The sequence below is a fragment of the Fundidesulfovibrio butyratiphilus genome, assembly GCF_054657235.1.
Genome location: NZ_BAAHXA010000001.1, coordinates 1,753,136 through 1,779,345, shown reverse-complemented (window position 1 = coordinate 1,779,345; position 26,210 = coordinate 1,753,136). Strand labels below are relative to the sequence as shown.

The following is a 26,210-nucleotide window of genomic DNA, read 5'->3' as shown; positions in this document are numbered from 1 at the left end:
TCCCCGCGCGGGACGTCCCGTCGTCCGTCCCGCCTCAGCCCAGTCGGGCGCGGTATTCGTCCATGACGGTCTTGCGGCTTACCCCGGCGGTGATGAGGCTCTTGCGGATGAGCAGGTCGTCCCAGGCGGGTTGGAGTCCCACTTCCCGTTGCACCTTTTCGGGGTTCTGCTCTTCGGGCTTCTTGAGTTTTTCCGACAAATGGCAGTCGTCGCCCATGAAGGTGAGCACGTCGCGCCCGTGGGCCCGTCCCTGGTGATTGCGCCGCACCACCCCCTTGATGAGAAACTCGGTGTACTCCTGCGACTGGGGATTCCAGACCTCGATGCCGTCCACGTCGTAGTCCGCGAGCAGGATGGGCCAGAACTGCTCGGGGTGGGGAATGACGATGCACCCGCCGAGATGGCGTACCTCCTCGATGATTTCCGAGGTGCGGTAGAAGTAGGCCAGGGAGAAGCGCTCCTTGACCCGTTCCTTCACGGCCTTCAGAAACAACTGGGCCTTGGCGATGAACCGTTGGCCGTAGAACTGACGCAGGGTGTCAAAGAAGTCGCGCACGAGCTTGTTTTTGTACGCGTCCGGGTGGACCGAGGGTTCCGAAGCCAGAAGCATTTTCCGCAATTTCCCGGCGAACAGGGTGCAAAACTCCACCACGTCCTCGTCCGAACCGGCCACGCGGGCGGCCTTGTTGCGGTCGTCCTGCCATGTGGGGCTGGTGAGGGCGTCCAGGTAGTCGTGGAGCTGGGTCGCCCGGTACTTGAAGGTGTGCTCCAGCATGTTGGCGAAGGTGGTGGCCTTCTGGGCGGTTTCGGCCTTGAGGTGCACGAGCAGTTGCACCTTGCGGTTGAATCCGTGGGAGTAGCAGTCCACCTCCACGCCGGCGTAGTCGCCCAGAGTGAGCAACTGGTTGTGCTGGGTGGGGATGATCAGCTCGTCGCGCGCACCGGGAAACATGGCGCGCACCCGGTTTTGCGCCATGTGGAGGGGCACCTGCTCGGGGTGCCAGTGCACGGCCAGAACGAATTCCTGCCGGGGAAAGGTGTCGACCGGGGTCTGGATGCGACGGGCCTGCTCCTCGGTCAGGGTCCTGGTGGTAATGTAGCGAAAGGCCTGGGAATCCTGTTCGGTGGGTTCGGGATCGATCGAGTCGAGATCGACCTCGCAGGGCCGTGATCCCGCAGCCTTGAGAAGCTCCATGGGGGGCATGTGCATGGGGGACTCGCTTCCCGCTTCGTCTTGGAGGCGGGGAGGTTGGGGATGCGGACCGACGGGCGGTCCGCGGCGCGTGCGCACCAGGGGAAGAAGTTCACGTTTTGGGCGTCGTGTCAAGTCGGGGGCGGACCGGAAAATTCTTCCGGCGCGGTTCTTGCTTGCATGGGGCATGAACCCCAGGAGCGGAGAAACCGCATGCCCAAGATGAAAATGCGTTCCCTTCCCGTCTGGCTGCTCGGCGGACCGAACCAGGTGGCCAAGCGCGTCCGGGCGGCCCTGAAGCCCGGGGAAGACTTGCGCCGCTACGACGTCGACTCCCTGCCGGGAGCCGCCGAGTACGCGCGCGACGAACCTTTGGCGGTGTTTGTCGATCTGGAAATGTGGCGGGGATTTCTTTCCGGCCGGCTGGAAAGTCCTGCCTGGCTGAATACCTCCCGGCGCATTCTGGTCGACGCGGGCGAAGAAAGCCGGGCCCGCGCCCAGGAGGTCCTGGCCCACGGCTTTCTCTGTTGCCTGACCCTGCCCTTGGCCAAGGCCAAGGTGCGCCATGCCCTGGACCTTGCGGAAAAGAACGTCCAAGCCCTGGCCGAGGTGTCCTCGGTCCTGGACGAAGCCCTGCGCCAGCGGGACAGTTTGGCCAAGGAGAACGGCCGCCTGGCCTTTTTCCAGCACATGCTGACCCAGGCCATGACCACCCTGGACCTGGGCGACATCCTGGCCCAGGTGGGCGACGCCTTGGCCCAGGCCTACCCGGTCACGGAAATTCTGGGGGTCTTCTGGGACGAAAGCTCGGAAAACCAGCTCTACCTGCCCTCGGGCCTGGCGGAGGCGGACCGGGAACAGCGCATTTCCTATCTGTTGGGATTGGCCGAACGCCTGCGCGGAGGGCCGGTGGGCGGATATCTGGTGCGCGAGATTCCGGCCGTGGCCGCGTCGCTTGCGGGCATGGACCCCAGGCGGGCGCTTCTGGTGCCCCTGCGCAAGGACAGAACGGCCTTCGGGTGTCTGGTGGCGCATCTGGAGCGCGACCTGGCCCGCCAGGAGCAGGAAACCATTCGTCAGGCCGTGGACCAGGTGCTTCCCTGTCTGGGCAACGCCCTGGCCTACGCCAGGCTCAGACGCAAGGCGGACCTGGATGGTCTGACGGGGCTCTTCAACCGACGGAGCTTTGACGCCAGGCTCTCCATGGAGCTCAAGCGCCACCTGCGCCACCGGGAGGCTTTCAGCCTGGTCCTGGTGGATCTGGACGACTTCAAGTCGGTCAATGACACCTTCGGCCACCAGGCCGGGGACGCGGCCCTCAAGCTGGTGTCCCAGATACTCGGTTCGGACCTGCGCGACACGGACATGGCCGCCCGCTACGGCGGGGAGGAGTTCGCCCTGATTCTGCCCCACACCGGCCAGGCCCAGGCCTGGATGCTGGCCGAGCGGTTGCGCCGCGAGGTGGCGGGGGCCAAGCTGCGTCACGGCGGGCGCGACGTGCCCCTGACCATGAGCGTGGGCGTGGCCGGATTCGTCCCGGGCGAGGCCGTCACCGAGGCGGGGCTCATCCAGGCGGCGGACAAGGCCCTGTACGCGGCCAAGGCCGCAGGCAAGAACCGGGTCGTGGTGGCGCGCAAGCGTTCGGATGTTCCGCGCCAGGCCGCCGGAGGATTGCAGGCGGTGTAGCGCGGGGAGCGCGAAGTCCGCGCGTCCGCATGACGTTTATTTCGGAGCGGAGCGGGGCGGCGCGGAGATTGCGCCGAATCGTCGTCTGGGCCCGGGGCGAGCCCCCGGACGGGACGCGCGGGCCCTTCACTTGGTTTTTTCGAATGTTTCCTTGCACATGTTCTGCCACTTGCTCAGGTGGACCATGTACTCTTCCTTGGCGATGCAGGGCACTTCCGGCGCGCCCACGGGGGTCACGCCCTGGGGCAGCGACAGGCAGTGGTCGTAGGCGTTGGCCACGGCCACGGCCATGAGCGGGGTGCAGGCGGCGCAGTCCACGCGCTCGGGCGTGTGGTGCCAGCACAGGGTCTCCACGATGGAGTCGGGAAATCCCCAGGTGTTGATGAGATACGCGCCGATTTCGGCGTGGCTCGATCCCAGCAGCCGGTATTCGGCCAGATGCATGGGCAGGTGTTCCGTGTCGGCCAGTTCCAGGACCGTGGCGTATTCCTTGGGCATGGATTGGGCCAGGATGAGCTTGCCCACGTCGTGGAGCATGCCGGCGATGAAGCAGTCGTCGCGCAGGATGCGGTCCATGCCTTCCACCTCGGCCACGGTTTTGGCGAAGCCCGACACCCGGGTGCTGTGCTCCCAGACGGCGCCCAGGGAAAACCCGGGCAGCTTCTTCTGGTCAAAGGCCGAGAACAGATGCAGGGAAAGCACCAGCGACCGGATGGTGTCCGTGCCGAGCAGGTTGACCGCGTGGTGGATGCTGGACACGTGGGCGGGCAGTCCGAAAAAGGCCGAGTTCACCAGGCGCAGGATGTTGGCGGACATGCCCACGTCCTGGCTGATGATGTCGCCGATCTCGGAAAGGGGGGCGTTGTCGTCCTCCAGGGCCATGGTGAGCCTGGTGTAGATCGGCGGCAGCGAGGGCAGCGAATCGATGCCCAGGATCAGGTGCTTGAGGTTGGGGTCGCCCAGGATGTGGCGAAGCCCCAGGGCCTTGGCGATGGCCTGTTTGAGGGTCTCGGGCGGAATGGGTTTGGAAAGGTACTGGTGGGCCAGTTTCACGGTGCGCAGGGACGTCTCCTGGTCCGAATAGCCCGAGAGCACGATGCGCGCCGTGCCCGGGTGCCGGTCGCGCACCACGGCCAGAAGTCCGGCGCCGTCGAGGCCGGGCATGCGCAGGTCGGTGACCACCACGTCGATGGTGAAGCGGTCCAGAAGCTTCAAGGCCTCTTCCGATCCCTGGACGAACGCCATATCCCATTCGGGGCGCTTGTCGCGCAGCATCAGGCGCAGCCCGTCCAGAATGAAGGGCTCGTCGTCGACGAAGAGTATTTTCGGCTTCTGGGTCATGGCGCGCCCTGATGGTCTTCGGAGCCTTCCGCGCGGTCGGGCAGGCGGATGTGAAACGTGGTCCCCCGGCCTTCCTCGGAGTCGAAGGTGATTTGTCCCCCGTGCTTTTTCACCACGATGTCGTAGGCGATGGCCAGTCCCTGTCCCGTGCCTTTGCCCACCTCCTTGGTGGTGAAGAAGGGGTCGAACACCTTTTCCCGGTTGGCCGCCGGAATGCCCGTGCCGGTGTCGGACACGCTCACTTCGGTCCACCCGGGTTCGTGGCGGGTGCTCACGGTGATGGTTCCCCGGTTGGCGGTGCCCTTGACCACGTCGCCTATGGCATGGGCCGCGTTGACCACGATGTTGAGCAGCACCTGATTGATGTCCCCCGGAACGCAGGACACCAGCGGCAGTTCCGGGTCGAGCTTCTTGACGACATCGGCCACGTATTTCCACTCGTTGCGCGAAACCACCAGGGTGTTTTCCAGGGCCTTGTTCAGGTCGTGGAGCTGCATGTCCTCCCCGCCGGGATGGGAAAAGCGCTTCATGGCCGCCACGATGGTGCTCACCCGTTCGATGCCGTCCTGCACCCTGACGAAGGACTTGGGCACCTCGATCTTGAGAAATTCGTAGTCGATGCTCTCCAGCTCCTCCCGGATGGCCTGGGCCGTGGCCGTCACGTCCGCCTGCGCCAGGTCGGGGCTCGAGAGCTTTTCGTCCAGGACCAACACCTTGCCCACGTCGGTGAAGGCTTCCTTGAGAAACTGGGTCGAGTCGGAAACGTACTGGATGGGCGTGTTGATCTCATGGGCGATTCCAGCGGCCAGTTGGCCGATGGATTCGAGCTTCTGGGAGTGGATGAGCTGCGTTTCCAGATGCTTGAGCTCGGTGATGTCGTCACCGAGCAGCAGAAAACCTTCGAACTCGCCCCGGTCGCCCATGATGGGATTGACCGTGAGCAGCAGGTAGGCCTCCTTGGCGCCCTTGTGGTTGAGGGCCAGGTTGCTCACCTTGACCGCCCGTTGTTCCTCCAGGCAGGTGGCCATGGCCTCGCGCACGCGGTTCTTGTCCCAGGGCAGGGAGAGCAGGGCGAACATGCGCCCCATGGCGCACGAGGCGGGCATGGCCAGGGCCTGTTCGGCCGAGGCGTTCCATTTGGTCACCTTGCCGGCGTTGTCCACGCCGATGAGGATGGCGGACACGGCGGTGAGCACCTGGTCCACGCTACGCAGGGCCTGCTTGCGTTCGTTGGCCTCCGTTTCCAGGCATTCGTTGACCTCGGCCAATGCGGCGGTGCGTCGTTCCAGGCGGGCCTTGTTCAGGATGAGCGCCGTGAGAAACACTGACACCATAAGGCTGATGACGCCTCCGGCCGGCAGGATGAGCCAGTACGACCAGGGCTTGTTGGCGTCCACGTAGGCTTGTCTGGCCATGACCCAGATCTGCCACTTGCGTCCGGCGAAGGTCAGGTCCTGCTTGAAGAGATTCTCCGGGAGGCGTGACCCGGATTCGCCGGAGAGGCCCCACTGGACGCCGAAGTCGCTGTAGAGCAACTGTTCGCCTTCGGGCGCGGAAAGGTCGCGCAGCTCCAGGCCCATCTTGCGGTTGCGCAGGGCGGACAAGGCGTTTTGCAGCATGTCGGAGTAGCGGAAGACGCCGAGGGCGAAACCGAGCAGGGCCTCGCGGCGTTGTTCGACCGTCAGCAGCGGCTTTGCGGAGGCGTAGACCGGATAGAAGAGCAGAAAGCCGTAGTGGGAGCCCACGTCCTGCACGAGCTTCACGCGGGCCGAGGCCATGGGAAAACCCGAATCGCGCGCGGCTTCCAGCGCTTGCAGGCGCGAAGGGCTGCTGCCCAGGTCAAAGCCCAGGGCCGGGGAGTTGGAGTCGTAGGGCTCGATCAGCAGCACGGGATAATACACGGGCTTGGGGTCGGATGGGGCCAGGGACCCGTCGGCCAGGCGCTGGGTGATGGGAATGGGACGACGCCAGAGGGCGCCGGCCGTATCCTCGAACTCGCGGCGCTTGTCCGCGGGGACAAGGGGAATCCATTCGTAGGCCTGGGCTCCGCCGTGCTCGGAGAGCACCGGCTGGATGAATTTGGCGAACGTCTCCAGCCGCGGCGGCTGGGTGATGTCGAGAAATCTGCCCAGGGCGCTCACGTCCACCAGGTGGAGGAACAGCGCTCCTTCGATCAGGGTGGCCGAAAGCGAGGCGTCGGCTTCGAAGTGTTCGCGCATCTGCTTGAAGGAGGCCGCCCGGACATTGAGGAACAGCACCACGCTCGGCAGCATGCACAGGAAAAAGATGGCCGTGGCCCAGGCCACGTAAATGGCCAGGGGGCGGTGGGCGGGAGCGTTATGGGCGCATTCCGGCCGGGTGGGCGGCGATTCTACCATGTTGTTGCCTTCGAAGGCTGACGGAGCCCAGGAGGAGGGATGTCCTTTGGAGACGTTAGGGCAAAGTGTGGGGCGAAGTAAAGAAATCTCCTCATGCGTCGGGACGTCGTCTTGTGCGTCCGGCGTGCGGCCTCGGGGGACGGCCGGAAACAAAAGCGCGGGGAGGGCCCGGAGTCGGCAGTATGGGGACGCTCCGGGAGGAAGCACGAGGGACGCCCCGGAAGGCGCTGTACGGCCGACGGCGTCGGCGCGGCGGGTTTCGCGGGGGCGTGATGGGAGCGGCGCGTGGCAGGTCGCGCCGTTTTAGGGCCGGACCACCGTGCGCAGCCACTCCTCGAGCGAGAGCAGAGCCCAGAGGCGTTTGCCGTGGTCGGCTTTGCCGGCGCGGTGTTCGTCCAGCAGTCGGACGATGGGCTGGGCCCGAAACAGGCGGCGGGTCGCCTCGCCGTGGAGCAGGCGTTCCCGGCACCAGGCGTGCAGGTCCTCGCGCAGCCATGTGCTCACCGGCACGCCGAAGCCCTGCTTGCCCTGGGCGAGCACCTCGGGCGGCAGCAGGTGGGCAAAGGCCTTGCGCAGAAGGTATTTGCCCCGGCGTCCGCGCAGTTTCATGCGCGCGGGCAGTCGGGCGGCGAAGGCGGCCAGGTCCTGGTCCAGCAGGGGGGAGCGTCCTTCCAGGGAGTGGGCCATGGCCATGCGGTCGGCCTTCACCAGCAGGTCGCCGGGCAGGTAGCAGGCCTGGTCGCAGGCCAGGGTGCGGTCGAGAAAGGTTTTCGCCCGGGCCTGGTCGAAGGCGTTGGCCAGCCATCTCTCGGCGTCGGCCTGGGGGCGGACGTCCTCGCGCCAGAGTTCCCGCGCCTGCCAGGGCGCGAAGTACGAGCCCCAACGCAGGATGCTGGCCTTGTCGCTGATGGCCGCGACCTGGGCCAGGCGTCTGAACCCCTCGGCCCAGTCGGTTTCGATGGGCCTGTCGGCTCCGCGCGGCAAAAGCCCGGCCAGGGCCGGAACCAGCTCTTGGGTGACGAAACGGGGCAAGGCGGCATAGGGCGCCGCCAGGGGATCGAGCCAGTAGCGCTGGTAGCCGGCGAACAGCTCGTCTCCGCCGTCGCCGTTCAGGGCCACGGTGACGTGCCCCCGGGTCATCCGGGCCAGGAAGAGGCTGGGCAGCGCCGACGGGTCGGCGAAAGGTTCGCCGCAGTGCGCGGCCACCCGGGTCAGGGCGTCCGGCACGTGGCCGAAGTCCACGATGAACTCGTGGTGTTCGCACCCGTAGCGTTCGGCCACCAGGCGGGCCTTGGGCAGCTCGGAGAATCCCTGCTCGCGAAATCCTATGGAGAAGGTCTTTACGGCGGCGTCGGCATGCTCGGCCATGAGCGCGGTGACGATGGACGAATCCACTCCGCCCGAAAGGTGCGCGCCCAGAGGGACGTCCGCGATGAGGCGCAGGCGCACGGCCTCGGAAAGGGTGGTGCGCAACTGCTCGCACAGGTGCTCTTCGTCGGCCGTCCACTTGGGTTCGAAGGCGGGGGTGTGGTAGCGTTCGACGCGCTCCTGTCCGTGTTCGTCCAGGGCCAGGCAGTGGCCGGGCGGCAGCTTGCGGATGGCCTTGAAGGCACTCAGGGGATCGGGCACGTATTGCAGCCCGAGATACAGTCCCACGGCTTCGCAGTCGATCTCGCGCGAGAGGCCGGGATAGGCCAGCAGGGCCGCGATTTCCGAGGCGAAGACAAAAGCCCCGTCCACCCGGGCGTAGTACAGGGGCTTCTTGCCCATGCGGTCGCGAGCCAGAAACAGGCGCTTTTCCCGTTGATCCCACAGGGCCAGGGCGAACATGCCGCGCAGCCGCTCCAGGCAGGCCGGGCCCCACTGGCGGTAGGCGGCCAGGATCACCTCGGTGTCGGAGCGGGTGGCGAAACGGTGTCCCGTTGTTTCCAGCTCGGTCCGCAGGGACTGAAAATTGTAGATTTCGCCGTTGAACACGATCCACAGGGAACCGTCCACGCTTTGCATGGGCTGGTCGCCCGTGGCCAGGTCGATGATGGCCAGGCGGCGGTGGCCCAGTCCCAGGCGTCCGTCGGTGTGGATGCCCTGACCGTCCGGTCCCCGGTAGGCGATGCTCCCGGCCATGGCGGCCAGGATTTCCCGGTCCGCCGCCCGGTCCTTGGAAGCCAGATATCCGACGATGCCGCACATGACGCGTGTCCTACTTGAGCCCCTGGCACAGGGCCAGGTAGCTTTTGGCCGTCTCGCGCCAACTGTAGTGGGCCTCCACCCTGGCCCTGGCCGCCGCGCCCATGGTCTGGCGGACGTTTTCCGATCCGATCAGCGTTCCCAGGGCCAAGGCCAGGTCGCCGGGCGATTCCGGGGGGGTGAGAAATCCGGTCACGGCGTCCAGCACCAGCTCTTCGTTGCCCGCGATGCGGGTGGCGGCCACGGGCAGGCCCGAGGCCATGGCTTCGAGCACGGCGTTGGGCATGCCCTCGTCGCGCGAGGCGAAGACGAAGGCGTCCATGTCGCGCAGGATCTCGGCCAGTTCGGTGCGCGATTTCCATCCCAGGAACTTGATCCGCTCGGCCAGGCCCAAGGCGCGGGCCGTGGCTTCCAGTTCCGGGCGGGCCGGGCCGTCGCCCGCCACATGGAGTTCCCAGGCCGGTGTCGCGGGCAGCAGGGCCAGGGCGCGCAAGGCGACATCGAGCCCTTTTTGTCGCACCACCCGCCCGGAAAAGCCCAGACGGACCGGTCCTTGGCGCCGGGGGCCGGTGCGCGGGCGGAACAGATCGGTGTCGGCCCCGTTGGGGATGACCGGCACGTCCAGGCTCGCGGCGGTCTTGCGGGCCAGGTCGGCCAAGCCCTGGCTGTTGGCCACCACGGCCGAGGCCCTGCGCCACACCAGTCGGATCAGCCATCCGGTGAGCTTGTGGAACGTGGCCAAGTCGTAGGGTTGAAAGCCGGGCACGTCGCCGCCGCGCAGGCTGACCACGTAGGGCGTGCCGCACAGTAGGCGAAGGGCCAGGGCGGACGGGCCGCAGGGCACGGAAAAAAACGCCACCGCCGCGTGGGGCCGAAAGCGGCGCATGAGTCCCGGCGCGGCCAGGCAGGCGCTCAGCATGAAGGCGGCCATCTCCAGGGGGTTGCTTTTTTCGGCTCGGGCCCGGAGCGAGGGAATGCGTCGCACCCGGTAGCCGTCCACGCTTTCCTCGCGGGGCAGGTCCTTGAAGGTGGAGGTCACCACCAGGACCTCGGCTCCGGCCTCGGCCATGTGCCGGGCGATGTGGGCCGTGGCGTTGCCCGCGCCTCCGCCCAGGGGCGGATATTCGTAGTTGATGAGCAGGATGCGGCTCACGGGCGCGGCCTCGCGGCGATCCGGGCCTGGGTCACGGCCAGGGCTTCCAGGTCCTTGTCCCGGAAATCGCGCGACAGGTGGGGCAGCACTTCGGCCAGTCCCAGGGGGTCGGCCACGGACGAGAGCGTCCAGGCCGTGAAACCGGCCCGGTCCAGGGCGGACAGATGGTCGTCCAGGCGCAGGCGCGGCAGGTCGCCGGGGTTGAGCCAGGCCTCCCAGGTGCGACGGGAAAATTTGAGGAAGTGAAAGGGATATTTGAAGAAGTGATCCCGGTAGTCCACCTGGTGCAGCATGACGCCACCCGGAACGAGCACGCGACGGCACTGGGCGAAGAGCGCGTCCGGATCGGCCACGTGTTCGAGCACCGAGTTGGAGACGATGACGTCCACCGAGGCGTCCGCGAGTTCCTTCAGGTCGCGCGCGCGGCGCACGCGGGTCAGGTCCGCGCCCGGGTGTCGGGCCTGGGCCTGACGGCGCAGGGTGTCGCACAGCGCGGCGTTGCGACCGGCAAAGGGCTCCACTCCGGTCCACTCCCCGCCCAGCCGGCCCAGCCACTCGTACCCCGTGGAATCCGTGGCCCCGCAGCCCAGTTCGGCCACGCGCACGGTGGCAAGCGTCGCGCGGGCCTGTTCAGCCATTTCCTGATAGGCGTCGAGAATGGGGCCGGGGTCCTGCCTGGCCTGGTTCTCCCGCCAGTAGGGCACGAGCCAGCCCAGGGCGTCCAGGGTCTGGGCGTTGAAGAAAAAACGCCGCGCCAGACGCAGGACCACGTATTCGATGTCGCCGAGCATCACGCCGCCTTGGTTTGTCGTTGCCGGGACAGGTGTTGGTCGAGCACCCAGAGATTCCAGAGAAAGAGGCGGTTGTCGGCCTTGCCGTCCACATGTTCGGCCAGGCTCCTGGTCATGAAATCGCGGCGCAGCCAGGGAACCAGGTCGGCCTCCGGAGGCAGGGGGAAGCGTCCCCGGGCCAGCCAGAGGCCCACGGGCGCGCCGAAACCCTGCTTGGCACGGTAGAGCACGTCCCTGGGCAACCAGGGCTCCAGGGCCTTCTTGAGCACCCATTTGCCTTGGCCATGGCGGAATTTGTAGCGATGCGGAATGCGCCTGGCCAACTCGGCCATTTCCACGTCCAGAAACGGCGCGCGCACTTCCAGGGAGTTTTGCATGCTGGCCCGGTCCACCTTGGTCAGCACGCCGTCTTGCAGGTAGAGGCGGGTGTAGAACTCCAGGGTCTTGTCCGTGAGGTCGGTGCCGGGACACTGTTCCCAGGCCTCTATGGCCTCGCTGTAGAGCTCTTCCGGGTCGCAGGGTTCGCCGAAGAGCTCGCCCATGCGCGCGGGCTCCACGCAGGAGAGCCAGGCGGGATTCCACAGCCGCATGGGGGAATCGAGCCCCATGAGCAGCCGGCCCACCTTGAATCCGAAGGTCATGTACCCATGCGACACGGGCAACCGGGCGGCCACGGCCCGAAGCGCCCGGTGAACCGGTTTGGGACACAGGGTCGCCAAGGCCTTGGCGATCCCCAGCGCCTGGAACGTGGCGTAGCCGGCGAAGAGCTCGTCCGCCCCGTCGCCGCCCAGGGCAACGGTCACGTGGCGGCGGGTCTGGCGCGAGAGAAGCCAGGTGGGCAAAATGGAGCTGTCGCCCATGGGCTCGTCCAGGTCGGCCATGATCCGGGGGGCTATGGCCAGGGCTTCGTCCAGGTTCAGGGTGTCCTGCCGGTGGTTTGTCCCCAGAAGCTTGGCCACGCGCAGGCTGAAGCGCGACTCGTCGAAACTGGCCTCCTCGAAGCCGATGGAGAACGTGCGCAGCCCCGGCGCGAGCCCGGCGGCCACGGCGGTCACGGCCGAGGAGTCCACTCCGCCCGAGAGAAACACGCCCAGGGGCACGTCGCTCATGAGTCGCCGCTTGACCGCGCGGGTCAGGGTCTCGCGGATTTCTTCGCCCCATGTCGCCACCGGGTTTCGGGGGACGGTCGGCTCCGGGTCCACATGAAAGGCCCAGAAACGGCTCGCGCGGCCGGAAAAGTTCGTGAGGTCCACCAGCAGGTTGTGGCCGCCGGGAAGTTTGTTCACCCCGGCGTAGAGGGAGTTCGGCGCGGGAATGAAGCCGTAGGCGAAGTATTTCTTGAGCGCCAGGGGGCTCACCCGGCGCGGGACCTGGGGATGGGCGAGCAGGGCGGCCAGTTCCGAGGCGAAGGCGAAAAAGCCGGGGCGCAAGGTGTAGTAGAGGGGTTTTTTGCCGAACCGGTCGCGGGAGAGAAACACCTGGCGCTTTGTGGCGTCGTGGATGGCGAAAGCCCACATGCCGTTCAGGCGCGAGGTTACGTCGGCTCCCCACTGGCGGTAGCCGTGCAGGAGCACTTCGGTGTCGCAGTGGCTGGTCTGGAAACGGCAGCCCAGGCCTTCGAGCTCGCGGCGAAGTTCCAGGTGATTGTAGATCTCGCCGTTGAAGGTCACGGCCAGGGCGTCGTCCGCGGAGCGCATGGGCTGGGCCCCGCCGGACAGGTCCACGATGGCCAGGCGCAGGTGCCCCAGGCGCAGGGCGTCCTGCGGATGTTCATAGACGCCCGAGCCGTCCGGGCCCCGATAGGCCATGCGGGCCATCATGGCCTCGATCGCCGTCCGGTCGCCCGGACCGGCGAAGCCGCATATGCCGCACACGGGCTAGTCCTTGCAGTCGCAGTTGCGGGTTTTGTCCACAAGGTAGGTGGGTTTGTTCTGGGACTCGTGGTAGGTACGCATGAGGATTTCGCTGATGAGCCCCATGAAGATGGACATGAATCCCATGAGAAAGAACAACGTCACCGCGATGGGCAGGGGCGTGGCGATGAAGCTCGTTCCGGCGAAATACTTGAGGTAGAGCATCCACACGAAGAGCAGCAGGGAGATCAGGATCGACGCCAGCCCGAACCCGCCGAACAGGTACATGGGCTTCTGGGCGAACTTGTCCAGGAACTTCACGACCATGAGGTCGAGAATGACCTTGATGGTGCGGTTGATGCCGTACTTGGACACTCCGTGAATGCGCGGATGATGGGTCACCCCCACTTCCGTCACCCGCGCCCCCTGCCAGCAGGCGTAGATGGGAATGAAACGGTGCATTTCGCCGTAGAGCTTGACGTCCTTGATGATCTTGCGCCGATAGACCTTGAGCGAGCAGCCGTAGTCGTGCAACTTGACGCCCGAAATGGCCGAGATGAGAAAATTGGCCACCCGGCTGGGGAAATTGCGCTTGAGGGGGTGGTCCTGCCTGTCCTTGCGCCAGCCGGACACGCAGTCGTAGCCCTCGTCGAGCTTGGCCAGGAGCTTGGGGATGTCGGACGGGTCGTTTTGCAGGTCGCCGTCCATGGGGATGAGGATTTCGCCCTGGGCGGCGTCGATGCCGGCCATCATGGCCGCGGTTTGGCCGAAGTTGCGCCGCAGGTGGATGACCTTGACCAAGGGATCCTTGGCGGCCAGCGTGCCCAGGCGGGCGGCGGTGTTGTCGGTGGAGCCGTCGTCGACGAGGATGATTTCGTAGGCGGCGTTCAGGGTGGTGAGCACGTCGGAAAGCCTGGCGTGCAGCGGCTCCACGTTGTCTTCTTCGTTGTAGAGGGGAATGATGATGGAAAGCGACTGTTCGAGCATGGGTGTTTGGGCTCCCGAGTGGTGAGGGTACCGCTATACCACTCGCCTGTCGAGTTCAAGCGCGGCCCGGGCGGGGGGTCAGGGGGCTTTTCCCTGGTCGCGCCATGGGCGCAGGTCGATGAGAAAGGCCCCCGGGGCCAGCGGAATGCGGGGAAAAAGGTCTTGGTCGAAGACCGCGAAGTCGCGTCGGTCCCGGGTCATGGTCCGCACCATGTGGCCGTAGGGTTCGAAAAAGGGCTCTCCCGCGAGATATTCGGGCGTGAAGTGCGCGGGTTGCACCACGAGAAAGTCCACGCCCTGTTCGGCCGCGAAGCGACGTACGGTCTCGGGGTCTTTTGCGTAGTAGGCGTCGAAAAAGGCCGTGAGCCTCTTGGAATAGTCGGTCCAGTAGCCCACGCTCCAGCAGTGGGCCAGTTCGAACGTGGCGAAGGCGTTGCGCTTGGAAAAGGTGAGCACGTTGTCCATGAGTCCGGGATGCCCGGCCACCATGGCCTCTTTGGGGGTCTGCGCTTCCACGCCGGCGTAGAGGGGGGCGTCCGCCCGCAGGTCGTAGAGCCCCACGTTTCTCAGACGCAGCGCCCCGAACAAGGCCAGGCCGGCCACGACCAGGCAGGCCGCCGCGCGTCCGCGCGGTCGTATCCGCCAGGTGGCCGCGCAACAGGCCGACAAGAGCAGGGCGTACAGGAGGTTCATGGGGTATTGCACGTAGCGGTCGGGCACGAAGAGGGCGAAAGCCGTCATGCGCGCCACCACGTAAAAAAGCAGAAAAGCCCCGGCCAACCAGCCCAGGGAAGCGGCTTTTGCGGCGTACTCGGTCCAGGCGATGCGCCGGGCGCCCAGCCACACGGGCCAGGCCAGGAGGGCCAGGGTGAGAATGCCCCCGGCGAGGCCCCATTCCTTGAACAGCCCCACGCCTTCAAAGGGAAAATAGACGAAATCGAGAAACGGATGGGGTAGGGGCGCCAGGTCGAGGCGTCCCTTGGGACCGAACTCGGGCCGTGCGGCCGCGTCGGCCAGGCGCACCAGGGGGCCGAAGCCCTTGAGGGAAAAGAGCGCCGTGAAGGCTAACACCGCTCCGGCGCAAAACACGAAGCACACCCACTGGGCACGGGTGTTCAGCATAAGACCCGGGCGGGAACGGAACCACGCGTATATGCGCTCGGCCATGACGGCCAGGGCGCACGGGGCGAAAATGTAGGGGATGAACAGGGCTTGTACGGCCAGGGCGAGGCAGGCCAGGCGGGCGTTTCGCAGCAGCCAGGCCAGGGCCAGGGCGGCCAGGCTGGGGCTGGCGAACCCTCGGGAGAGGCCGCCGGAGATATTGTCCAGGAAAAACGGCATCACCCAGACCGACGCCAAGGCGCCCCAGGCCAGGGTGCGGCCCCCAAGGAATCGGCCCAGCCCCATGAGGAAAATTCCCTGCGCCACGAACAGGACGGCGGCCACGGCCTTGGAAAACTGCACCGGATTGCAAAATACCGCGCCCAGGCGGTACAGGGCCTTGCCCCCCCAGGGCACGTACGCCTGGGCGTACATGTTGAGCAGGTCCGGCGGGTAGAGAGCCGGGTCGCGCCACCGTTGCATCCAGAAGAGTTGTTGGCGAACGTCGTCGTTGATGACCAGGGGACTGACCAGAGCGGAAAAATGGGCCACGACGAAGACGCACAGGGTCAACCCGACGGCCAGGGCCGTGTCTTTGGCGGGATAGAGCGAGGCGAGGCCGGGACCGGTCGGTGACGCGCACGCGGCCGGGCGACCGGAAGAACGAACCGCTCGGTCAGGCAGCGGGGGAAAACGGGAGCTCACGCGGCAAGTCCTGGGACCACATGAGACGTTCGCGCCGCAACGGGCCGCTCCGACGCGTTTTTCCCGGCGGGGGAAAGCCCGCCTGTTGGGAAATAGCCGCTCGTGCCCGCGCGTTTCAGGAGCGCGCCCGCTGGACGGGAGCGCTCAGATGGTTTTGTCATAGAGGCGGAACGTGCGCGTGCGCGTGGCCCCGAACATCTGCAAGGTCTTGTTCCATTTGGTGAGCGACTCGGGAATGAGCGAACAGTCCACGTATTCGATCTTGGGATAGTGGCTCAGGAAGGTGATGTGGTTCTGGATGATGAGGGCGTGGTGAAGCCGTTTCCACTGATGGGCCTTGCTCACGCCCATGATCACGGCGCGGATGCCTCTGGGCTTGACGATGCGGCAGTCCCAGAACAGGCGGGCCATCTGCAGCGGACCGAGTTTGCCCCTGGTCTTGTGCAAGGTGATGTTGATGTCCGGAACCAGAATGTTGAAAGCCAGCAGTTTGTCGTCTTCAAGGATGAAGTTGATGAGGTCCGGGCGCACGATGGGGCGCAGTTGGGTGAAGAAGTCGGCGAACTGCTTTTCGGTCAGGGGCACATGTCCCCAGTTCTTGTGCCAGAGATGGTTGAAAAGATCGCGCACCTCGGCGGCCCTGGTGATGAACTCCTTGGGATTGCCTTCCTGGATGGTCAACCCGTGGGGTTCCAGGATGGCGCGCTGCATTTCCTTGTACCGTTCCAGGGTGTGCTGGGCGGGCAGCTTGAAGGCGTAGGCGTACCAGTTGAACGCCTTGGTGAAGCCGTGGTTCTCGACCAGGGCCTCGTAATAGGGCGGATTGTAGGAGTGAAAAAACACCGGCCGCTCGCCGTAGCCCTGCACGAGCAGGCCGACTTCGTCGTAGATGCCAAACGACAGAGGGCCGTGCAGTTTGGTCTTGCCGCGCTCTTTCACCCAGTCGGCCGCGGCCTGAAACAGGGCGTCGGCGGTTTCCTGGTCGTCTATGCATTCGAAAAAACCGAAAAATCCAGTGTTGGTGTCGTGATAACGCTCATAGGCGAAGTTCAAGTGGGCGCTGATCCGGCCCACCACCACGCCATTTTTCTTGGCCAGGAAATACTGGGCCTGGCCGATCTCGAAGAACGGGCCTTTTTTGGGGTCGAGCATCTTGCGCAGGTGTCCCATGACCGGGGGCACCCAGGCGCCGTCGTCTTCGTAGATGCGAAAGGGCAGGGCGAGAAAATCATCCATGTCCTGCTTGGTGGACACGGGTACGATGCGAACGCTCATAATGTTACTGCTTTGGGATGATGGTCACTTGCCCCTTCAGACCTTCCTTGAGGGTGAGGTCGGGGTTGGGCATGGTGAGTTCGATTTCATAGTAGGACGGCAACTGCAACGAGGTGGGCAGGGGAGCCCAGGGGATACGGCTTACCGTGGCCGTGAAGGATTTTCCCGGAAAGGAGTCGAAGACCACCGTGGCCGTGTCGCCGAGATGCAGGCGCGAGGCCTCGATCTCGTGCACCTGGGCGCGAATGAGGATGGGGTCCAGGGTGCCCACCTGAAAGAGTTCGGTTTCCCGGGGGAGCTTCACGCCCTTGCGCAATTCGGGATTGATCCAGAGAATGTAGCCGTCGGTGGGCGACTTGATGATGCCCTCGTTGGGCAGGTGACCGAAATTGGCCTTGGCCCCGAACCGGTCCCGGGCCAGTTCCAGACGCTGCTGGGCCAAGTCCCGCTCCAGGTTCAACCGTTCCTGGGCCGAAGCGCGGCTTTTTTCCTGCACCTCGATGTCCTGGGCGTTCTGCTTCAGGGCCTGGGAGGTGGCCATGTTTTGCTTTTCCATGACCTCAAGCTCTTTGCGTTTCACCTTGAGCTTGTCGATCTCCTTGATGGCGCTGGCCACCTGATGTTCCAGATCCTTGACCTGGGCCAGGGAGAGGTTGCGCTTTTCCGAGAGCCTGGTTTCCAGGGGAATCTCGTACGTGAGCAGCACCTGATCTTTCTTGACCTTCTGCCCGATGGTGGAAGGCATGTTGGTGACGAGCGAGGTGTAGGGCAACCGTGCGGTAAGCTTGAGGGGACTGTAGAGCTTGCCCGAGAAAATGATTTCCTTGGCCAGGGGCGACGGCGTGGCGGCTTCGGGCGCGTTGGCCTGCTGCGGCGCCTGTCCCCAGGCGGGAACCGAGATCAACATCGCGGCCAGCGTGAGAGCGAAGAGACGGATGTTCACTTATTTCTCCCAGGCGGCCACGTCGATGTACTGACGCTGCAGGTCGCCGCACAGATGTTTGAGGTTGAGAAGCGCGGTGTCGCGGTTCAGCTGGAAAATATACTGCTTCTGGAGGTAGTCGTAGTATTCCGAACGGTCCGTGACCAGCGTGTCGAAGTCGGTCTGACCGGTGCGGTGACGGTATTCGGTTTGCTCGTCCTTCAGGCGGGTGAGCTCCGCCTTGGCCTTGGCCATGTTCACGTCCGACGTGGCGCTGAGGTATTCGCTCATGCCCTTCTGCACCAAGGCCATGAGTTCATATTCTTTGGTGCGGCTGGTGGCGGAAAGCTGGTCGAGCTTCTTGTACTGTCTGGCCACCTCGCGGCCCTTGGTCCAGTAGTCCAGGGGGAGCGTGAAGCTCACGCCGGGGTAGAAGGGAACGCCTTTTTCCAGGCGCTTCTGGTCGTTGCTGAGGGCGTCCACGGTCTGGAAGGTGAAGTTGAACGAGGGCAGCATCTTCACGTAGGACAGACCGATGTTCTTTTTCTGCAGACTTTTTTCGTATTCGCCCATGCGCAGTTCGAACGAATAGTTGCGGACCTTGTCGTCGGTCACGTCGGCGGGTGTGAAGTTGCCCAGGATTTGCTGCTTGGCGGTCTTCACGTCCAACTCGAGCTTGGACACGAAAGGAATACCCAGAATGAATTTTATGTCGTCCATGACCATGTTGCGCACGGAGAGGATTTTGTCTTCCTCGGCCTTGGCCAACTGATACTTGGTCTCGGCGATCTGGACTTCGACCTGGGTGGCGTGGCCCAGCGACATGCGCGTCTTGAAGAATTCGACGTTCTGCTTGTTCAGGCTCTGCTTCTTGCGGGTCAGTTCGCGCTGCTCGTTGAGAATGGAGAGCTGGAGAAAGTCCGTGGCCAGGCGCAGGATGCCCGTGGAAATGACCTTGAGGTGGGCCAGAACCGCGATGTTGACCATTTCCTGTTTGGCCTTGACGTCGAAACCGGAAATAAAGGGGTTCCAACTGCCCGTGGAGAAGCTGATGGTGAACGGACGGTTGTTGGTGCTCGAACTGGTGCTGGGCGGCTGCTTGAACCAGTAGGTGGTGCTCAGGCTGATGGTGGGGATGAAGGTGGACCAGGCGTCCTGCACGTCCAGGCGGCGGGATTCGATTTCCAGGGCCGACTTGGTCAATACCGGGGACTGCACCAGGGCCACGCGTACGCACTCGTGAAAATCGGCCGGCTGCTTGATGTTGCCGGCCGATATGGCTCCCACCTGGGTCGGGTTGGGCAAGGATTCGGACGTGACGGGAATTTCTTCGGAAACCGAGGCTTTCCCCTTGCCCTTGCTTTTGCTCTTGCCATTGAAGATGACCGTCTGGGGTTCACCATCGCGAAGGTCGGACGTCGTGGTCATGGACCCGGCGGACTTGGACGAAGAACTTTTCTGCTGAGCCCAAGCGGGGCTGGCCGCAAGGAGCGCAAGCAGGCAGACGAGGCCCAGAAGACGGGCCGCCGGGCCGATGGTTGCTTGAGCAGTCGGAGTGCGCATGGATGGATATCCCTCGATGGCTAGTAGGGCTTGAGCATTCCGTCGGAAAGCAGCAGCTGACGGGAGCAGCGTTCCGCGGTGCCGGAGTCGTGCGTGACCACCACCATGGCCACCCTGGCCTCGTCGGTGATCTTGACGAAATAGTCCATGACCCGCTCGGAATTGGCGCGGTCGAGCTGGCCGGTGGGCTCGTCGGCCAGAATGAATTCCGGCTCGTTCACCAGGGCGCGCGCGATGGCCACGCGCTGGCGTTCGCCGCCGGAGAGACGGTTGGAAGGCTGATGCACCCGGTGTTCAAGGTTCACCCGGTGCAGGGCTTCGAGAATCATTTCGGGGCGTTCGCGTTTGGGGACCCCGGTGTAGATAAGCGGCAGCTCCAGGTTCTCGTACACGGTGGAGTTTTCCAGCAGGTCGCAGCTCTGGAAGACGAAGCCCATTTTCTCGCGGCGAAACACGGCCTGGTCGTCGCGGCTGAGCGAGAGGACGTCCACGCCGGCCACGGTGTAGGTGCCCGAGGTCGGGGGCTGAAAAATGCCCAGAATGAATAGGAGCGTGGACTTGCCCGACCCCGAAGGTCCCATGATGGCGGCCATTTCCCCTTTGTACACCTGCAAATTGATATCGCGCAGGACGTGAATGGCCTCGTCGCCCGAGTTGTAGTCCTTGGTCAAGTGGTTGATGTCGATGACCAGGTCGTTGTCTTTATTCATAGCGCATGGCGTCCACGACTTGCATCCGGCTGGCCCGGATGGATGGGTACAGGCCCGCCCCCACGCCCAGAACCGCGGCGAAAAGCAGACCGGCCACAAGACACAAGAGAAACATCCCTTCGGGAGGTCTGCTGCCGAGCATGCGGCTCATGTATTCGATGCCGACGCGCCCGAGGAGCACCCCGGTCAGCGCGGAGGTGAACGTGACCGACAACGCCTCGAAAAGAAATTGCAGCAGAATGTCCGAGTCTTGCGCGCCCATGGCTTTTTTCAGGCCGATCTCGCGCGTGCGCGAGGTGACCGCGGCCATCATGATGTTCCAGATGCCGAAGCCGCCCAACACCAGGGTGGCGCCGATGGAGGCGTAGATGAACAGGCTCACCCACCAGAACATGCGCTGCACCTGTTTGAGCGGCTCCCACGCCACCTGGATGCGCAGATTCTTGGAGGACTGGCTGGCCGGAATGACTTTGGCCAGTTCGGCGGCCACCGGGGCCACGTCGTCCCAGGTCGCGCAGCGGATATAGACGCTCGATACCTCGGAAATGGACTGGATGCGGGCCGCGGCGGTGGTGATGGGCATGAGCGCCCACATGCTCTTGTCGGAGGCCCGCACGCCGCCCAGAACCCCCACCACGCGGTAGAGGTTGTTGTCCATGGTGATGATCTGGCCCACGGCGATGTCCACGCTGCCGAAGATGGTCTTGGCCAGGTCGGCGCCGAGCACCACCACCTTGAGTCCCTCGTCGACTTCGTTCTTGCCGAAGAGGATCCCCTTCTGGGGATGGAAGGAGAAGAGGTTCCAGTAGTTGTCGTCTACGCCGAGCAGGCTGAAATCGTAGGCTTTTTCGTGCCATGTGGTGCGCACGCTGCCTCGGAGGCGCACGGTGGTGATGTCCTTGACGCCGGGGATTTCGCGGATGGCCTGCAGGGTGTTGGCGTGGAACCATTCCTGCCGATCGTACATGGGGGGATCGAAGTGGGCGGCGATGATGGTGGCCCCGCCCAGGAGGTCGAGGTCGTTGTTGAAGTTCATTTTGAGATCGCGGCCCATGGTCACGATGGTGATGAAGCCGGCCGTGCCCAGGGCGATGGCTGCCATGACGCCAATGTAGCGTCGACGTTTGCGCATGACCTCGCGAATGCTGATACGCACGAGGTCCGCGTAACGCAGCAGCCGGGATTCGCGGGCTTCGGAAGAGAATTTGGTCCCGTTCAGGCCGGAATAGGATAGTTTGGCCATAAATTAATCTTCACTCTCCGCCGGAGGTCGGTCCGGCCGGAAAACGCATGCCCCAGGCTTGAAAGGTCGCCGGATAGGGTTGGCGGTTGCGGACTGGCCGGAGCCTGACCGAAAAATGTCGTACAGGAGCATAGTTGCAAGAGCCCTGGGGCGTCACAGGTAGGATCGTCTGGGCTTGCCTCCGGTTACCTGCCCGGCGGGAATTTCCCCGGAAGCGGGCTCTTCTTCCCGATCTTGCAGGCGGATGCGGTACTTGCGGGCCATGTCGTCCAGGGTTTCCAGAACGAAGTCGAGTTGACGATCCTGGTGCGTGGACATGTAGGCCGTACGGATGAGCGCATGTCCGCGCGGCACGGCCGGATAGATGGCCGGCAGGGCGAAGATGCCGCGCTCGAACAGTTCTTTCGAAAACATGAAAGCCATCTCGTCGGACCCGATGGTGATGGGGATGATGGGCGAGGGACAGTCGTCCGTGGCCAGGCCGATCTCGCGATATCCCCGGCGCATGCGGGCGGTGATGGCGCGCAGCCGCTCCACGCGTTCGGGCTCCTTTTCCAGGATGTCCAGGCAGGTGAGCGCCGCGGTGGTGTTGGCCGCGGGCAAGGCGGCCGAAAAAATCTGGGTGCGCGACTGGTGTTGCACGTATTCGAGCACGTCCGTGTCGTCCGAGGCGATGAAGCCGCCGATGGAGGCGAAGGCCTTGGAAAACGTGCCCATGATGAAATCCATCTTGTCGGTCACGCCGAAGTGGTTGGCCGCGCCGCGTCCGTTTTCGCCGAGCACGCCCAGGCTGTGGGCTTCGTCGAAATAGATGAGCAGCTCGGGGTGCTTGTTCTTGAGGCTCGCCAGCTCGGCGATGCAGGCCACGTCGCCGGACATGGAGAAGATGCCTTCGGTGATGAGCAGGGTTTCGCCCTTGAAGTCTTTTTTGCCCTGTTCGGCGGCGATGCGTCGCTCGGCCGAGGCGGGGTTGTTGTGGGCGAAGGTTCCCAGGCGTTTGGTGGAACGAACGCCTTCGAAGATCGAGGCGTGGCATTCCCGGTCGCAGAGCACGAAGTCCGCCGGCGTGAGCAGACAGCCCAAGGCCCCCAGGTTGGTGGAAAAACCGGTCACGTGCAGGACGGCACGTTTTTTGCCTACGAAAGCCGCCAGGCGTTCTTCCAGGGTCTTGTGCAGCACCATGTTGCCGGACAGAAACCGCGATCCGCCCGGGCCGGTGCCCATGAGGGCGATGGCCTGGCAGGCGGCTTCCTTGACTCGGGGATCGTGGGCCAGACCAAGGTAGTCGTTGGAGCCGATCATCACCAGTCGTTTGCCGTCCACTTCGACTTCGGTGCCCCAGGATTTATCAATGGGGCGGAAATAGGGGTAGATGCCGGCGACTTTCACGTTGCGGGCAAGACCGACAAACTTTTGGCAGCGATCGTGCAATTTCATCGGCAGTGTGTTCCTTAACGTTGAATTTGCCTTGCGGCGTCGAAGGGACGGTAAAAAACGCATTTGGCTAGGCGTCGCAAGCTAGCGCAAATGCGTAGTCCCTGCAAGCCCATATCACCTTGAGCCAGCTTGGCGATACTCGCGTACCCGTCTGGCGTTTTCGGCCATGATTTTCGAAAGCGCTATCCTTGCCCGATCGAACTGTCTGGGAGCGGTGGGCGAGTAGTAGACCTCGTCGTCGTCGTCGGCCAGTACGGTCAGGGTGTTTCGCATCCAAAGGTGGCGCTTGGTGGACCAGTACAAATAGATCCAGGCCAGGCGTTCGTGCCCGTCAGGGGTCAAACACTTTGCCGTGCCCCAGGCGTAGGCTTCGGGACCGGTGTCGACCTTGCGGAACTTGTAGAGGTCCACGCCCTGGTAGGTCAGGCCGGACGAGGAGCAGAAATCCTTGGCGGCCCGTTCCCAGGCGGTGAAGTCCTGGTCCTTGCGCAGGTTCTCGATGCCGTGGGGGGGATAGAACCAGGCGTTGAACGCCGCGAACGTCAAAGCCCCGACCACGGCCAGGCACAGCGCCGCCGTGAACGCGATCTTCACCAAGCGAAGGGGCCTCACCGGTCGATCTCCGCCCGCGCCGGGCAGTCGGGCGTTCCCGGGGCGGCCGGACAGCGCAGCACGCCCATGCGCCAACCCTGGTCGCGCATGCGTTTGGCCCGGTCCAGGGCCTCGCGGGCCAGCGCCACGTAGTCCGCGTTGCGCACGTCCTTGGCCTTGGCCTTGCCGATGGCCCGGCTTATGTTTTGGGCGGTGGCCAAGCTGTCCGGGGGCAGGGGCACACCGACTTGGGCCTGGCGCTGTTCCAGGGCCTTCAGGGTTTCGTGGTTCATGTCGAAATGGCGTTCCTTCATGATGGCGCTATTTTCGGCGTTGTTTTCCATGTCGCGGAAGAACTTCGCCGGGTCCGCCACCGAGGCCACTTCGGGGAGTTTGGTCGCGCCCTTCCAGAGCGTGAGGGCCAGGCAGGCCAGAAGGCCGAGCTTGACGGCCAGGAGAAGCCTAGCGTGCATGGCCGGGCTCCTTGCGCTTGTACAGCACTAACGGGGACTGGGGCGCGCCGGGGGAAAGAAACGCGTGAAAATACGGGTCGGCCCGGTTGCCGAAGGTTTCGTCCGGGGTGTCCACGGGGACGCGTTCGTAGTCCCGTTCCAGATCCAGGTTTTTGACCACGAAATCGCGCGCTCCGAAGAGCAGGCCGTCGCGGTTGACGCGCACGTCGCGGCGCAGGCTCACCCAGTCCGGTTTTTCGTCCGGATTCACAGGGCCTTGCAGGCCGCCGATCACGCGCAGGTTGGTGTAGAACTGGAGGGGCATGTCGCCGTATTCGGCCAGTAGGGTTTGCCCCGGCTTGGCGTTTTTGTTGAAGAACTCGATAAGCGCCCGGTTGACGTCGGGATAGCCGCACAGGATTTCGGTCACGTGGAGCTTGAGCGGAATGTTGACCGATGTGAGCATGCGAAAGTCGTTCTGCCAGGGACGGTTGACTATGCCCAACCGTTCCATGGGAATGATGTGGAGCCAGTTGGTCAGTCCCACCAGCAGGAGAAAAAGCACCCCGGCCGGCTTGAAGAAACGCCACAGGGCCAAGCCCACCCAGGCCATGACGATGGCGCAGGCCGGGTAGAAATGCACGATGTAGCGGTGGAAGCGCTGGGGAACCAGGGCCAGCAGGAGAAATCCGCCGATCATCATGAGGACGAGAAACAGACTGAATCGCTCCCTGGGATCGGTGGGTGCCGGTCCGCCCGCCAGGGTGCGCCGCCAGCGCCAGGCCAGTCCGGCCAGAACCGGCAGGGGCATCATGAACATCACCCAGTCCGCGAAATAGAGCATGAGGTTTTCGGGCACCAGCATGATGTCGAACATGGCGCTTTGACGCCCGAAGCGGTAGAGGATCATGCCGGGGATCACCATGGCGGAGGTGATTCCGGTGATGACGGCGACCCGTTTGAAATTCCTGGATTCGGGATAGAGCGCCAGGGAGGCGAACAGAAAGGGCGGGACAAGGCTTATGAACAAGAGGTAGTTGGCGTGAAACAACGCTCCGAGCCCCAGGGCGATGGCCAGCATGGGGCCGTTTCTTTTCTGCCAGTCGCCCAGGAAGCCCCAGAGCACCACGAGCAGAAGCAGCCCGCCGGCGGAATAGTAGCGCCCCTGACGGGCGAAGAGCAAAAAGGGGACATAGGCGGTGAGCAGGGCGGCCGAGACGAGGGCCCAGGCCCGGTCCCCGAAGCGGCGCAGAATGAGCAGGTAGGTGCCCGCGATGCACAGCAGCCCGGAAAGGGCGAAGAAAAAACGGGCGAAAAAGGTGGTCTTGGCAATGGCCAGCCCGGCGGCAGACATATAAATCTGCATCCAGGGCGACCAGCGCCAGAGCATGTCCGGGCCGAACTCGCGGCGTTCCTCCTGGGAGACGATGTTCACGCCGTCGAAGACATGGGGCAGTCCGGTCTTGAGCACGTTGACGGCCAGATTGGCCGTTTCGGCTTCGTCCTGCCACAGGGGACGGTCGCCAAGTCCCTTGAAAATGAGGAACGCGCCCAGGACCAGGATGGCCAGGAACCACGGGTCGCGCCAGGCGCGGAGAGGGGTTTCAGCGATTTTCTTCATGTTGGGTCGGCGCGGCCTTCTACCTGCATTTTTCCAGGAACTCAAGGTCACAGGCAAGAATTTAGGGTTGACACCGCGTGGCGTTTGAGGATTAATCCGCCGTTGCGCCCTGTTTTGGGCGATTTTCCCTGGAGGAAAGATCAGATGATGAATGGTAAAAAGGTGGTGGTGGTCATGCCGGCCTACAACGCCGCCGCCACTTTGGAGCGCACCTACGCCGAAGTTCCCTTGGATATCGTGGACGACGTGATCCTGGTGGACGACGCCAGCCGGGACAACACCATCGAACACGCCCGCAGACTCGGCATCAAGTGTTTTCTGCACGAACGCAACTGGGGCTACGGACGCAACCAGAAGACCTGCTACGCCGAAGCCCTGAAGCTCGGGGCCGACGTGGTGATCATGGTGCACCCCGATTATCAATACACGCCCAAGATCATTCCGGCCATGGCCAATCTGGCCACCTGCGGCGAATACGACGTGGTGCTGGCCTCGCGCATCCTGGGCAAGACCGCGCTGCAAGGCGGCATGCCCCGATACAAATACGTGGCCAACCGCTTTCTCACCCTGGCGCAGAACCTCATGATCGGGGCCAAAATGTCGGAATACCACACCGGCTACCGGGCCTTCACCCGCAAGGTGCTGGAGACCCTGCCCCTGTGGGAGAATTCCGACGATTTCGTCTTCGACAACCAGATGCTGGCCCAGGCCTGGTACTTCGGCTTCAAGGTCGGAGAAGTGAGCTGTCCGACCAAGTATTTCAAGGAAGCCAGTTCTATCAACTTCAAGCGCAGTTGCGTGTACGGAATCGGGTGCATGCGCACCTCGTGGCAGTTCCGCATGCAGAAGTTGGGCTGGGGAAAGTCCGCGCTGTTCGACCCCAGGGGCCGCAAACTGCAGGACGTTTCGCCGGAATACTATACTGACAAGTCGAGCGTGAGCTGCGCGAGCTGACACCGCGCGAAGCGACACGGTTTCTGAATAAAAAGCCGCCGCCATCCGAAAGATGGCGGCGGCTTTTT

Annotated in this window: 20 protein-coding genes; 2 read left to right on the top strand and 18 right to left on the bottom strand. The window is 64.2% G+C overall.

What is annotated here, in order from left to right; all coding sequences use genetic code 11:
* Nucleotides 1-34: 34 nt before the first annotated feature.
* Complete coding sequence (locus ACYQ01_RS08270) at nt 35-1,210, bottom strand: hypothetical protein (RefSeq protein WP_459933359.1); 1,176 nt, start codon at nt 1,208-1,210, stop codon at nt 35-37.
* Between the two features lie 195 nt (nt 1,211-1,405).
* Here ACYQ01_RS08270 and ACYQ01_RS08265 point away from each other — a divergent pair, with 195 nt between their 5' ends.
* The gene (locus tag ACYQ01_RS08265) at nt 1,406-2,878 is read left to right on the top strand and encodes a sensor domain-containing diguanylate cyclase (RefSeq protein WP_459933358.1); all 1,473 of its coding nucleotides are present in this window, start codon (nt 1,406-1,408) and stop codon (nt 2,876-2,878) included.
* A gap of 126 nt (nt 2,879-3,004) precedes the next feature.
* Here ACYQ01_RS08265 and ACYQ01_RS08260 read toward each other — a convergent pair whose 3' ends face one another.
* The 17 genes from ACYQ01_RS08260 to ACYQ01_RS08180 all read right to left on the bottom strand — a co-directional run bounded on the left by ACYQ01_RS08260 (nt 3,005) and on the right by ACYQ01_RS08180 (nt 25,188).
* Nucleotides 3,005-4,219: an HDOD domain-containing protein gene (locus ACYQ01_RS08260; RefSeq protein WP_459933357.1), complete on the bottom strand. Its 1,215-nt coding sequence runs from the start codon at nt 4,217-4,219 to the stop codon at nt 3,005-3,007.
* Entirely contained in the window at nt 4,216-6,597 is a 2,382-nt protein-coding gene (locus ACYQ01_RS08255; RefSeq protein ID WP_459933356.1) for a CHASE domain-containing protein, read from the bottom strand. Before ACYQ01_RS08255 ends, ACYQ01_RS08260 begins: the two co-directional genes overlap by 4 nt.
* A gap of 303 nt (nt 6,598-6,900) precedes the next feature.
* A complete protein-coding gene (gene asnB, locus ACYQ01_RS08250; RefSeq protein ID WP_459933355.1) occupies nt 6,901-8,787 on the bottom strand; it encodes an asparagine synthase (glutamine-hydrolyzing) in 1,887 nt (628 codons plus the stop codon).
* 10 nt (nt 8,788-8,797) lie between these two features.
* On the bottom strand, nt 8,798-9,937 hold the full coding sequence (locus tag ACYQ01_RS08245; RefSeq protein WP_459933354.1) for a glycosyltransferase family 4 protein: 1,140 nt from the start codon (nt 9,935-9,937) through the stop codon (nt 8,798-8,800).
* A complete protein-coding gene (locus ACYQ01_RS08240) occupies nt 9,934-10,728 on the bottom strand; it encodes a class I SAM-dependent methyltransferase (RefSeq protein ID WP_459933353.1) in 795 nt (264 codons plus the stop codon). The genes ACYQ01_RS08245 and ACYQ01_RS08240 overlap by 4 nt, the downstream gene beginning before the upstream one ends.
* The gene (gene asnB / locus ACYQ01_RS08235; protein ID WP_459933352.1) at nt 10,728-12,602 is read right to left on the bottom strand and encodes an asparagine synthase (glutamine-hydrolyzing); all 1,875 of its coding nucleotides are present in this window, start codon (nt 12,600-12,602) and stop codon (nt 10,728-10,730) included. The genes ACYQ01_RS08240 and asnB (ACYQ01_RS08235) overlap by 1 nt, the downstream gene beginning before the upstream one ends.
* 3 nt (nt 12,603-12,605) lie before the next feature.
* Entirely contained in the window at nt 12,606-13,568 is a 963-nt protein-coding gene (locus ACYQ01_RS08230) for a glycosyltransferase family 2 protein (protein ID WP_459933351.1), read from the bottom strand.
* A 78-nt stretch (nt 13,569-13,646) separates the two neighbouring features.
* Nucleotides 13,647-15,374 (bottom strand): hypothetical protein, encoded by a 1,728-nt coding sequence (locus ACYQ01_RS08225; protein WP_459933350.1) that lies wholly within the window; start codon nt 15,372-15,374, stop codon nt 13,647-13,649.
* A gap of 144 nt (nt 15,375-15,518) precedes the next feature.
* Nucleotides 15,519-16,649 (bottom strand): hypothetical protein, encoded by a 1,131-nt coding sequence (locus ACYQ01_RS08220; RefSeq protein ID WP_459933349.1) that lies wholly within the window; start codon nt 16,647-16,649, stop codon nt 15,519-15,521.
* A gap of 4 nt (nt 16,650-16,653) precedes the next feature.
* Nucleotides 16,654-17,592, bottom strand: coding sequence for an HlyD family secretion protein (locus tag ACYQ01_RS08215; protein ID WP_459933348.1), 939 nt, complete (start codon nt 17,590-17,592; stop codon nt 16,654-16,656).
* Nucleotides 17,593-19,134, bottom strand: a complete 1,542-nt coding sequence (locus ACYQ01_RS08210; protein WP_459933347.1) for a TolC family protein — start codon at nt 19,132-19,134, stop codon at nt 17,593-17,595.
* Nucleotides 19,135-19,154: 20 nt separating this feature from the next.
* On the bottom strand, nt 19,155-19,844 hold the full coding sequence (locus tag ACYQ01_RS08205) for an ABC transporter ATP-binding protein (RefSeq protein WP_459933346.1): 690 nt from the start codon (nt 19,842-19,844) through the stop codon (nt 19,155-19,157).
* Complete coding sequence (locus ACYQ01_RS08200; protein WP_459933345.1) at nt 19,837-21,087, bottom strand: ABC transporter permease; 1,251 nt, start codon at nt 21,085-21,087, stop codon at nt 19,837-19,839. Before ACYQ01_RS08200 ends, ACYQ01_RS08205 begins: the two co-directional genes overlap by 8 nt.
* A gap of 153 nt (nt 21,088-21,240) precedes the next feature.
* Nucleotides 21,241-22,524, bottom strand: coding sequence for an aminotransferase class I/II-fold pyridoxal phosphate-dependent enzyme (locus ACYQ01_RS08195; protein ID WP_459933344.1), 1,284 nt, complete (start codon nt 22,522-22,524; stop codon nt 21,241-21,243).
* Between the two features lie 114 nt (nt 22,525-22,638).
* Nucleotides 22,639-23,136, bottom strand: a complete 498-nt coding sequence (locus ACYQ01_RS08190) for a hypothetical protein (RefSeq protein WP_459933343.1) — start codon at nt 23,134-23,136, stop codon at nt 22,639-22,641.
* Entirely contained in the window at nt 23,133-23,588 is a 456-nt protein-coding gene (locus ACYQ01_RS08185) for a hypothetical protein (RefSeq protein ID WP_459933342.1), read from the bottom strand. Before ACYQ01_RS08185 ends, ACYQ01_RS08190 begins: the two co-directional genes overlap by 4 nt.
* Entirely contained in the window at nt 23,578-25,188 is a 1,611-nt protein-coding gene (locus ACYQ01_RS08180; RefSeq protein ID WP_459933341.1) for an ArnT family glycosyltransferase, read from the bottom strand. The genes ACYQ01_RS08185 and ACYQ01_RS08180 overlap by 11 nt, the downstream gene beginning before the upstream one ends.
* A 144-nt stretch (nt 25,189-25,332) precedes the next feature.
* Between ACYQ01_RS08180 and ACYQ01_RS08175 the strand changes: the two genes are divergently transcribed.
* Nucleotides 25,333-26,142 (top strand): glycosyltransferase family 2 protein, encoded by an 810-nt coding sequence (locus ACYQ01_RS08175; RefSeq protein ID WP_459933340.1) that lies wholly within the window; start codon nt 25,333-25,335, stop codon nt 26,140-26,142.
* Nucleotides 26,143-26,210: the final 68 nt, after the last annotated feature.